The sequence below is a fragment of the Novosphingobium sp. PASSN1 genome (assembly GCF_002278815.1).
Map to the genome: position 1 here is coordinate 28,034 of NZ_NKIS01000004.1, position 11,679 is coordinate 39,712.

Annotated in this window: 5 protein-coding genes; 4 read left to right on the plus strand and 1 reads right to left on the minus strand. The window is 66.6% G+C overall.

Features of this window, described 5'->3' with window-relative positions; translation table 11 throughout:
• Window positions 1–4: 4 nt before the first annotated feature.
• A complete protein-coding gene (locus tag CFE35_RS08395) occupies window positions 5–1,594 on the minus strand; it encodes a cytochrome ubiquinol oxidase subunit I (RefSeq protein WP_292929961.1) in 1,590 nt (529 codons plus the stop codon).
• Window positions 1,595–1,702: 108 nt separating this feature from the next.
• On the opposite strand from CFE35_RS08395, the gene CFE35_RS08400 reads away from it, so the two are divergent.
• The 4 genes from CFE35_RS08400 (at window position 1,703) to CFE35_RS08415 (ending at window position 11,670) form a co-directional block, all read left to right on the plus strand.
• Window positions 1,703–3,217 (plus strand): ATP-binding cassette domain-containing protein, encoded by a 1,515-nt coding sequence (locus CFE35_RS08400; RefSeq protein ID WP_292929963.1) that lies wholly within the window; start codon window positions 1,703–1,705, stop codon window positions 3,215–3,217.
• A 35-nt stretch (window positions 3,218–3,252) separates the two neighbouring features.
• Window positions 3,253–4,821 (plus strand): ATP-binding cassette domain-containing protein, encoded by a 1,569-nt coding sequence (locus CFE35_RS08405; RefSeq protein WP_292929965.1) that lies wholly within the window; start codon window positions 3,253–3,255, stop codon window positions 4,819–4,821.
• A 397-nt stretch (window positions 4,822–5,218) separates the two neighbouring features.
• Window positions 5,219–9,277 carry a cadherin-like domain-containing protein gene (locus CFE35_RS08410; protein ID WP_292929967.1) on the plus strand — a complete coding sequence of 1,353 codons (4,059 nt, stop codon included), beginning with the start codon at window positions 5,219–5,221 and terminating at the stop codon, window positions 9,275–9,277.
• Window positions 9,278–9,327: 50 nt separating this feature from the next.
• Complete coding sequence (locus CFE35_RS08415; RefSeq protein WP_292929969.1) at window positions 9,328–11,670, plus strand: hypothetical protein; 2,343 nt, start codon at window positions 9,328–9,330, stop codon at window positions 11,668–11,670.
• Window positions 11,671–11,679 lie beyond the last annotated feature (9 nt).

Genomic DNA, 11,679 nt, shown 5'->3' on the forward strand with positions numbered 1-11,679 from the left:
TCCTTCATTCTGCGGGGACGCTGTGCGGCGAGGTCGGCGTAGCGGGCGGCGGCACGGCATCGCGGCGCGGCTGCCACGGGGTGTAGCCTTCCGGTCCCTTGCGGATCGCGGCCAGCATCAGCCGCACCTCGATCACGGCCAGCACGCTGTAGAGCAGCGTGAAGCCCGCAATCGTCGTCCATATCTGCGCCGTCGTCAGGCTCGATGCGCCAAGGAATGTCGGCAGCACGCCATCGACTGCCCACGGCTGCCGCCCGATTTCGGCCACCATCCAGCCCAGTTCGATGCCAATCCACGGCAGCGGGATCATCAGCACCGCGCCGCGCAGGAACCACTTGGCATCGAACCGCCGCGTGTTGGCGAGCAGCAGCGCAGTCGCGAAAAAGCCGATGAACAGGAAGCCCAGCCCGGCCATGCCGCGGAACATCCAGAACAGCGCGGGCACATTGGGCACGGTGGACCACGCCGCCTTGTCGAGTGCCGCCGCGTCTGCCTTGCGCGGGTCCGCCACAAAGCGCTTCAGCAGCATGGCATAGCCGAGATCATCCTTCGCGGTCTCGAACTGCGCGCGGGCGGCCAAGTCCTTCGGGTTCGCCTTCAGCTTCTCCACCGCATCATAGGCGATGATGCCATGCTCGATGCGCGTGCGCGCGTGGGCGACGAGCGGGTAGATCCCCTCGACTTGCCCGGTCAGGCTGCGCGTGCCGATAATGCCGAGGACATAAGGAATCTTCACCTCGTAGAGCGTCTCGCGCCCCGTGCTCGAAGGCAGGCCGAACACCGCGATCCCGGCAGGCGCAGGCTCGGTGTGCCATTCGGCCTCCACCGCCGCGAGCTTCATCTTCTGGTTGTCGGTCAGCGTATAGCCGCTCTCGTCCCCCAGCACGACCACCGACAGCGCCGAGGCAAGGCCGAACGCGGCAGCCACGGCAAAGCTGCGCTTCGCCAGTTCCAGATGCCGCCCCTTGAGGAGATACCAAGAGGAGACGCCCAGCACGAACACGCTCGCCGCGGCATAGCCTGCGCTGACGGTGTGGACAAACTTGGCCTGCGCCACCGGATTGAACACGACATCGTAGAAGCTTGTCACTTCCATGCGCATTGTCAGCGGATTGAACGCCGCGCCCACCGGGTGCTGCATCCAGCCGTTGGCAATCAGAATCCACAGCGCCGAGAAGTTGGACCCCAGCGCGACCATGAACGTGGCAAACAAGTGCTGGCGCGCGCTCAGCTTGTCCCAGCCGAAGAACATCAGCCCCACGAACGTCGCCTCGAGGAAGAAGGCCATCAGCCCCTCGATCGCCAGCGGCGCGCCGAAAATGTCGCCGACATAATGCGAGTAGTAGGACCAGTTCGTGCCGAACTCGAACTCCATCGTCAGGCCCGTCGCGACCCCAAGCACGAAGTTGATGCCGAACAGTTTGCCCCAGAAACGGGTGATATCCCGCCAGATCGGGCGGTCGGTCATCACATAGACACTTTCCATGATGACCAGAATGAACGACAAGCCGAGCGTGAGCGGCACGAACAGGAAATGGTACAGCGCGGTCAATGCGAACTGCAGCCGGGAAAGTTCCACCACTGCCATGTCCATCGCTCATGCCCTTTCAAGGCTGGGGCTGCGCCGCGCCGCTGAGTCTCGCGCTTGCGTCGGCCTCCCGATAAACGATCCTCGATCATGCGCATAGCCAAAGCAGCAGGCATGGCCTGGACTTCCGACATTGCCGGTGCAGCGGTCTTCGCCTGGGGCCTTGCCATGGCGCTGGATGCCGCGCTGGACGGCGGGAGCCGCGGGGCGTCTGCGGTGCTCGGCGGGGCCGTGCTGATGGTGCTGGGCGGCCTCATGCGGTTCGCCAGCCAGTGCGGCGCTGCCGTGCTCGGCTTCGATGAAGGCCGCGCGCTCGCCCGCGTGCGCCGTGCCGCGCTCTATCCCCGCCTCTTCGGCATCGCCGGGCCAACCGCGCCCGCGCTGGGTGCCACTGCAACGCTGGGCATAGATCACGTCGCCGCAGAGCAAGCCCGCGCCGCGCGGTTCGCGCCGGTGCGCAAGGCCGCCTCGCTCGGCCCGGTCCTCGTGGCTCTTGTGGTCGCGCTGGAAAGCCGCGTTGCCGCGCTGATCCTGCTGGCCACGCTGGTTCCCTTCATCATCGGGATGATCCTGGCGGGCGGCGCAGCGCGCCACGCGGCAGACCGGCAAATGGCCGCGATCACTGCGCTTTCGGCGCTCTATGTCGACCGGCTGCGCCACTTGCCGATCATCCGCCATTTCGCCGCTGAAGACCGCATCGCGCGGGCCGCGGGCGATGCGGCGCAGGACGTGGCGGCGCGCACTATCGCGGTGCTGCGCGCGGCATTCCTCTCCAGCGCAATCCTCGAGTTTTTCGCCGCGCTCAGCGTCGCGCTCGTCGCGGTCTATTGCGGGTTCAGCCTGCTCGGCATCCTGCCCTTCCCCGCGCCCGAACAGCTTGATTACCGCGCGGCCTTCTTCGTGCTGGTGATGGCACCCGAATTCTATCTGCCGATGCGCCGCCTTGCCGCCGCCTATCACGAAAAGCAGCTCGGTGAGGCTGCGGAGAAGGCGCTGGCCGAAGTGCCCGAATTACAAGACATTTCCGGCATTTTTGGCGCGCTTTCACTGCGCGGCGCAGTGGTAGAATGGCCGGGGCACCGCATCGGGCCGGTCGATCTCGAACTCGGTTCGCACGGCCTTGTCTGCATCACCGGGCCGACCGGCAGCGGAAAGACGAGCCTGCTTGCCGCCATCGCCGGGCAAGTCGCGCCGAGCGAGGGCGTGATCGAGACCTTGCCCGCTGCCGCCATCGCCTGGGCCGGGCAAGTGCCGCTGCTCCTGCCCACCACGCTGGAGGACAACTTGCGCCTTGGCCGCCCCGATACGAGCGATCAGGCTGTGGCCGAAGCCGTGCAAGCCGCTGGGCTCGATGCGCTCGTTGCCAGCCGGGCAGAGGGCCTTGCCACGGCAATCGACCACCACGGCGCATGGCTTTCGGGCGGCGAACGGCGGCGGCTCGGCCTTGCGCGCGCGCTTATCGCTGATCGGCCGCTGCTGCTGGCGGACGAGCCGACCGCCGATCTCGATGCGCCGAGCGCCGAACGGATCATCGCGCTGCTGGTCGCCGAAGCGCGCCGCCGCGCGGTCATCGTCGCCACGCATGATGAACGCCTTGCCGCAGTGGCAGACACGGTAATCGCGCTGTGATCGGATTTCGCTTCCCCGTGCCGCTGCCCTCCTCCGTGCGAAATCGGATCACGCTGGGCTTCCTCGCGGCGTTCGCCGCGGGCGCGGGCGGGCTCGTGCTCCTCGCGCTCTCGGGCTGGTTCCTCACCGCCGCCGCGCTGGCCGGGGCGAGCGGCGCTGCGGCCATTGCCGCGTTCAACTATCTCATCCCCAGCGCCGCGATCCGGGGACTTGCCGTGGTCCGCACCGCTGCGCGCTATGGCGAACGGCTGTGGAGCCACGAAGCCGCGCTGCACGCGCTGGCGGACCTGCGCAGCGCGCTGTTCACGCGGCTTGCCCACGCCGATGGCCGCACCGCGCCCGATCTTTCGGGCGGCGATGCCAGCGCGCGGCTGATCGGCGATATCGCCGCGCTCGAAGATCTCGTGGTCCGCCGCCCGGGCATGCCGGCGGCGGCTCTCACCATGCTCGTGGGCCTTGGCGCGGTGGCGCTGGCCGGATGGCAGGCCGCGCTGCTGCTGGCCGCGCTTCTCGCGCTGCTGCTGGCCGCGCTCGCCCTGCTCCCGCAGCGCCTCAGCGCCGCGCCCGCCGCGGCGGCAGCGGCGGCCACGGCAGAGCTGCGCCAGATGCTGGTGGACTACGCCGCCGCCCGCAGCGAGATCATCACCTATGGCCTCGCCCCCCGCGTGAGCGCGCTGTTACAGGCCGAAGCGGACCGGCTCGATGCCGCACAGCGCCAGCTGGCGCGGATCGAGGCGGCAAGCGGCGGCCTGCTGATCATCGGCACGGGGCTCGCGGCGGCGGCCACCCTGCTCACCAGCACGGCCGCCGCGCCGCTGACCGCGCTGGCGGTGCTGGCGGCCACCGCCACCATCGAAGCCGTGGCCGTGATCGCCCGCTCCGCCGCGCGCGAGGCGGCGGTGGCAGAAGGCACCGAGCGGCTGCGCGTGCTGCTCACCCTCTCCCCGCCTGAGGCCGCGGCCCCTCTGCAAGCCGCGCCGCTATCCATCGCGCTTGGTACGGCGCGCCATGCACCAGGCAGCCGCATCGCGCTGATCGGGCCATCCGGTTCGGGCAAGACGCGCGTGATCGAGGCGCTGGCGGGCCTGCGCGCACCGGCCCATGACCTCTCCCTTGGCGATACCACGCTGGCATCGCTGCCTGCCGCGCAGATCCGCGCGCAAATCGCGCTCGCCCCGCAGGAGCCGATGCTGATTGCCGGCAGCGTGGCCGACAACTTGCGCCTTGCCCGCCCCGGCATCGATGCCGCCGCAATGGAAGAAGCGCTGCGCACGGCGCAACTGTGGGACCGCATCGCACGCATGCCGCAAGGGCTGGATACCGTGCTCGGCGAAGATGGCGGCATTCTCTCGGGCGGAGAGCGCAAGCGGCTTGCGATTGCCCGCGCCTTACTGGCACGGCGGGCGTGGCTGCTGCTGGATGAACCGAGCGAGGGGCTCGACACCGCGACCGAGGCCGCGCTGGTCGCCGCTCTAGAGGCGTGGATTACCGCAAACGGTATCGGCCTGCTGATCGCCTCACACCGCCCCGCCCCTCTCGCACTGGCCCGCGTGCAGATCGCAGCGGATACGATCCCGCTTCTGCCGCCGCTTTCGGCAAGGTGATTCGGTTCACCCGGCCCTGAGCGGAGCCGGCTTCCCTTCCGCGTCCTCATCAAGGTTCTGAAATAGTTGCGATTCGCCGCAATCCGCAGCCACTGTGGGGGTGAAAATATCGCGTTAACCCGGCGCCACCGCTGACGCCGCCGAACAGCGACATATGTCGAAGTGATCAGCACCAATGCAGCGAAAAAGAAATGTCCCAAGATAGGACAGATTGCGCATTTTATAACTACATCTACGTAAACGATCATAACAAAATCTAGCGCTAGGTGCGTATTGATACGGTAAATGAATTGTGTCAAAACGTTAACGTTAGTCGGCTGCATTTTTGGTTTATATTCTTAAATATATTCACTAAAGTTTTTGCGGCCTTCTTTGGTTTTACCCTAGGGGGCCGAAAATGAGCACGTTTTTCGAACAGACATCGCCGCTCGACTTCATTAACACTTTGCCCAATCCGACTGTCGTCTCGGCCCTTGCCGGTGGACGCTTCGGCCTCAAGGCCGTGCAGACCCAGCTCGACGTCGGCCTCGGCTTCGGTGCGTCCACCACGATGTGGGTCTATGAACTGGTCGATCCCGTGACGGGTGAACCGGTCGACGCCCTCACCGGCCAGCCAACCACGACTCCGGTCTACAACCCGACCATCCTTGCCCAAAGCAACACCCCGATCTCGGTGGTCTGGAGCAATGGCCTGCCCGCTGGGCCGCACATCCTGCCGGTCGATCCCACGCTGCTCATGGCGATGGGTCCGAATTCCGCCGCTAACACGTTCCTGCCGCAGCTCGTCGCGCACTTGCATGGCGGCCACACCGCTGCGATCTATGACGGCTTTCCGAACTTCGTCACGGTGCCCGGCGAGAGCACGACTTATCGCTACGACAATTCGCAGCAGGGTTCGCTGATCTGGTATCACGATCACACGATGGGTCTGACCCGGCTCAACGTCTACGCCGGGCTTGCAGGCGGCTACCAGCTGACCGACATGAACCACGCACGGCTGGTCGAGATGGGCGTTCTCCCCGCAGTGCTCGGCGCGAATGACACCACGCTGTTCGTGGCCGACAAGGCCTTCACCAACACCGGCGAGCTCTATTACCCCGCTGGCGGCGGAGATGTGCTGCCGGGCACGACGGATACCGTCGATGCCGTGCTGCCGCCGGATTATGCGACGCTGGGCGGGCAGTTCCCCACCGCCGTGCCCGAGTTCTACGGCAACGTCATCCTCGTCAACAATGTAGCCTGGCCGCATGTCAACGTGGCCAAGGGCGATGTCGAATTCGAGATGCTCAATGCCTCGGATTCGCGCATGTATGTGCTCCAGCTCGATGATCCCAACGTCAAGGTGACCCTGCTCGGTGTCGACGGCGGGCTGTTGGACAAGCCCGTCGTGCTGATGGACGGCGACGGCATCCAGGAAGCGGGCGAGCAGTTCGTGTTCGCCCCGGCCGACCGCTACCAGCTGATGTTCAATTTCGACAACGTGGCTGCCGGTTCGGCAGTCCACTTGCTCAACACCAGCGCCGCCTATGAACCGTTCAAGGGTTTCAACCCCGATGGTAGCCTTGCCGGCGGCGCAGTGCAGGCAACGATCGCCGATCCGGTCGGCCAGATCATGGAATTCCGCGTCGACGCGGCGCTGCCTGCGTTCCACACCACGCTGACGGCCGATACCGTGCTCAACCCCGGCTTCACGCCGATTCTGGAATCCTCCGCCACCGCGACGAAGAAGGTCGGCCTGTTCGAATATGCGGACGAGTTCGGCCGGATCATGCCGCTGGTCGGCACGGCTGAAAACACCGTCGATCAGTACGGCAATGCTGTCGCGGCTGGCGGGCTCGGCTACATGACCCCGGCGACCGAGATCGTGAACCTGACCGGCGGGACCGGCCCGGTCACCGAGGTCTGGGAATTCTACAACGTGACCGCCGACGCGCACCCGATCCACCTGCATCAGGTCGAATTCCAGGTGCTCGGTCGCTACATGCTGACCGAGAACGACGGAACGGGCGCGGGCGACACCAACAACGACGGCGTGATCCTGCGCGGCGAGGCGAACTACAACAACGATTTCGGCGCAGCACTGCCGCTGGAATCAACCGACATGGGCCCGCAGGACACCGTGTGGCTCGCGCCCGGCCAGGGCATCAAGGTGATCGCCACGTTCGATCGGCCCGGCGATTATGTGTGGCACTGCCACATCCTGAGCCACGAAGATCACGACATGATGCGCCCGATCAAGGTCATCGGCCTTGGCGGCGATCTCAGCGGCAGGATGGTCGAAAACGGTGCCGCCGCCACGGGGCTCATCGAAATCGGCCGCCTCGATCCGATGAAGCAGGGCTTCGTGGCCGGATCGTTCACCGGCACGGCCGGGGTCGGCACGCTGACCATGGCGGGCAACCTCGTGATGCCCGACGGCATGGCGATGCCTTCGGACAACAACGGTGAATGGAGCTACACGACCAACGCCGCCGCAGATGCGCTGGCGCAAGGCGAGCATGTCAGCGACGTCGTCACCATCTCCGAAATCGACGGGACCACGCACGCCGTGACCATCGACGTGGTCGGCGTGAACGATGCGCCGGTGGTGGCCGGGGCTGTGGCCATTGCCAGCCAATTCACCGGCGCGCGCCTGATCACTGCGGCAGAGTTGCTGGCAAACGCGACCGACATCGATCACGGCGCGGTGCTGAGCGTGACCGGGCTGACCGCCAGTTCAGGCCAGCTCGTCGATCAGGGCGACGGCACGTGGATCTACTATGCCGTGCCCGGCGCACCGGCGAACGTGACGCTGAGCTATCAGGTAAGCGACGGCATCGCCTCGGCCGCAGGCAGCGCCACGCTGGCGCTCAGCGGTGCGGCGCAGACCCAGCTCACCGGCACGGCGGCGGCAGACAAGCTGACGCTGGCCGCATCCGGAACCGTGAGCGGCCTTGCCGGCAACGACACCCTCACCGGCAGCGCCGGAGCCGACACGCTCAATGGCGGTGCCGGGGCTGACACCGTGAAGGGCCAGGCCGGAGCCGACCGCTTCGTTGCGGCTGCCACCGATGGCAACGACAGCTACAATGGCGGCACCGAGATCGACACGTATGATCTTTCCGCGACCACAGCGGCGGCCACGGTCAACCTTGCGCTGGGCGTATCGACAAGCACGCAGACGGGGGCAGATATCCTCACCGGGATCGAAAACGTGACTGGGAGCGCAGGCAACGACAGCCTGACGGGTGATGCGAATGCCAACCGGCTTGTCGGCCTTGCCGGCAACGACACGCTGGTGGGCGCTGCGGGCAACGACACGCTGATCGGCGGATTGGGCAACGACACGCTGAACGGCGGCGCGGGCACCAACACCATGATGGGCGGCCTCGGCAACGACACCTATATCGTCACCAGCGCCACCGACGTGCTGAACGAAAACGGCGGCGACGGCATCGATCTCGTGCAGGCCAGTGTCACGTGGACGCTTGGCGCGGGCACCGAGAACCTCACCCTTTCCGGCACCGCCGCGATCAACGGCACCGGCAACGCTGCTGCCAACGTGCTCGTTGGCAATGCGGCCGCCAATATCATCACCGGCGGTGCGGGTGATGACACGCTGAGCGGCGAGGCGGGCAACGATACGCTCGATGGCGGCGCGGGGATCGATGCGGCAGTCTATGCCAGCGCCACGAAGGCTGTTGTGGTCAACCTTGCCACCGGCACGGCCACGGGCGGTTCCGGTACGGACAAGCTGATCGGCATCGAGAATGCCGTCGGCGGGGCCGGTGCAGATACGCTGACCGGCGATGCCAACGCCAACTTCCTTAGCGGCGGGGCGGCGAACGACGTGCTGAACGGCGGCCTCGGCGACGATCTCCTGCTCGGCGGCCTTGGCAACGACAAGCTCGCCGGCGGCGCGGGGATCGACACCGCGAGCTTCGAGACCGCGACCATGGCGGTGACGGTCAACCTCGTCACCGGTCTCGCCACCGGCGGCGCGGGGAGCGACACCCTTTCGCTGATCGAGAACGTGATCGGCGGCGCGGGCGCCGACGTGCTGACCGGCGATGCCAACGCCAACACGCTGCTGGGCGGCGCAGGCGCGGACCGTCTGATCAGCGGCGGCGGGGCCGACATTCTGGCCGGTGGTCTCGGCGCGGATGTGTTCGTGCTGGCCGCAGGTGCTGCCAATGCGCAGCCGGTGGTGATCGCCGATTTTGCCAGCATCGAACTGGACAAGATCCAGCTCTCTGCCACCCTGCTGCCGGGGCTCGGCACGGCAGGCCAGCCGCTGAGCGCCGCCGCCTTCGCGATCGGCAACCAGGCGCTGCAGGCCGATGACCGGATCATCTATGATCACTTCACCGGCGCGCTGCTGTTCGATGCGGATGGTTCGGGCACGGGGGCCGCAGTACTCATCGCGCAGATCGCCAATCAGACGGCGTTGACGGCGGCGGACTTCGTCCTCGTCTGATCCGCCCTCCCCCCCTGCCTGATCCCCGTCACACCCTCCAGGACAATCCCGTGAACCTGCAACTCGCCGGCACTGAATTCGATATCAGCGCAATCACCGCCTTCGACCAGATCAATCCGGCCGTGGCCTGGGGTGATGGCGGCTATGGCCTTGCCGTGTGGCAGGACTGGAGCGGAACGCAGGGGGATTCGGGCGGCACCAGTGTCAAAGGCCAGCTGGTGCGGATCGACGGGACACAGATCGGCGAGCCGTTCCTGATCAACACCCAGACGGCCAAGAGCCAGGGCTGGCCGAGCGTGGCGCTGCTCGACGGCGGCGGGTTCGTGGTCATCTGGCAGGATCTCAGCCGCGGACCGGGCGATACCTTCGGCGCGAGCATCAGGGGCCAGTTGCTGGGGCCAGACGGCGCGAAGATCGGCGGCGAATTCGTCGTTAACTCCAGTGTGAACGGTGACCAGTTCCTGCCGCAAGTCTGCGCGCTGAATGGCGGTGGCTTTGCCGTTTCTTGGAACGATGCTGGGTCTTCTGCGGCAGACCCCAGCGGCCTTGCGGTGCGTGCGCAAGTTTTCGATGCACACGCAGGCAAGCTGGGCGGGGAAATCCTCGTCAACAGCCAGACGGCGGGGAACCAGTCGGCCCCAGTCATGGCGCGCCTTGCCGGCGGCGGCTTTGCCGTTGCGTGGCAGGATGCCAGCGGCACGCTCGGCGATGCCGACGGAGCAAGCATCAAGCTCCAGCTGTTCGCGGGGAACGGGACGCCGGTCGGCAGCGAAACGCTGGTCAACACAGCGGCGGCCGGCAACCAGATGCTTCCGGCGCTGGTTGCGCTGGCTGGCGGCGGACTGGTGGTAGCGTGGGAAGATCGCAGCGGCACGCACGGTGACGCAGCAGGATCCAGCATTGCGGCGCAGATCTTCGGGGCTGACGGCGCACGCAGCGGCAGCCAGCTGCGGCTCAACGCCGAAACGGCCGGAGACCAGACCGCGCCAAGCCTTGCCGCGCTGGCTGATGGCGGGTTCATCGCGGCATGGACCGATCGTAGCGCGACGCTCGGCGATATCGAGGGCACCGCGATCAAGGCGCGCGCGTTCGATGCGGCAGGCGCGGCAACTGGCGAGGAGCGGCTGATCAACACCGCCATCGAAGGCAACCAGAGCAATGCGGCGCTGGCCACCCTGGGCAGTTCCGGCGTGATCGCGCTGTGGGAGGATCGCGGCCCCCGCAGCGGCGCGGCGCTCAATAATGCTGCCGACATCCGGGGACAGGTGCTGCTGAACGCCGGGTCCGCGCCGGTCTTCATGGTGGATCCGGCCAATCTCGGCGGGTTTCATGTGGCCGAGAACGGCCGCAGCACCGCGACCATCGCGGCCTATGATGCAGACCCGCTGCATGTCCTCTCCTACCGGATTGCAGGCGGCGCGGACGCCGCCCTGTTTCGCATTGATGCCGCCACCGGCACGCTGCGCTTTCGCGCTGCGCCCGATCATGAAAACCCGTTCGATGCCAATGGGGACAACGTCTATGTCGTGAGGGTCGCGGTCTCGAACGGCAGTGATACCGCGTCGAAGGTCATTCGCGTCGTGGTCGATGACGTGCTCCACGAGACGATCTCCGGCACGGCGCAGGCAGACTTCCTGTTGGGCGCGGTCGGTGATGATGTGCTCAAGGGCCGCGAAGGTAACGATGACCTGTTCGGCCAGGCAGGCAACGACCGGCTCGATGGCGGCGCAGGCGTAGATCACATGGAAGGGGGCGTAGGCAACGACGTCTACATCGTCGACAACGCACTCGATCACACCCACGAAAAGGCAGGCGAAGGCACCGATACCGTGCGCGCTTCAGTCAGCTTCGTGCTCGATGATGATGTCGAACGTCTCGTCCTGACGGGATCGGCGGCGATCGGCGGCACCGGCAACGCGCTGGACAATCACCTCTTCGGCAACAGCGCCGGCAACCTGCTGCGCGGCGGCGATGGCAACGATCGGCTGATCGGCGGCGGCGGCGATGATGCGCTGGCGGGCGGCGCGGGGCATGACGTTCTCGTCGGCGGGACAGGCCGGGATACCTTCGTGTTCAACCACTTCCCGGCCAGCAACGCCGAGGCAGATCGGATCGCCGATTTCTCACACACCGAGCACGATGTGCTGCGCTTCTCGCGCAATGTGTTCGGCGGTTCCGCCCAGACCGGCATGCTGGGTGCGGACGCCTTCTACAGCGCGACCGGCGCGCATGCGGCGCACGACAGCACTGACCGGGTGATCTACGATCCGGCTTCGGGCAAGCTGTTCTACGACAGCGACGGCACCGGCGCGGCGGGGGCCGTGCTGGTGGCCATTCTGGGCGATGGCGTTCACCCGGGCCTCGTCCATCAGGATCTGCTGATCACGGTTTGATGGCGGCGC

What these genes read in the sequence shown, in the direction of transcription:
- CFE35_RS08395 (WP_292929961.1), bottom strand. Translation starts at nt 1,594, where the DNA reads ATGGACATGGCAGTGGTGGAACTTTCCCGGCTGCAGTTCGCATTGACC.
- CFE35_RS08400 (WP_292929963.1), top strand. Translation starts at nt 1,703, where the DNA reads ATGGCCTGGACTTCCGACATTGCCGGTGCAGCGGTCTTCGCCTGGGGC.
- CFE35_RS08410 (WP_292929967.1), top strand. Translation starts at nt 5,219, where the DNA reads ATGAGCACGTTTTTCGAACAGACATCGCCGCTCGACTTCATTAACACT.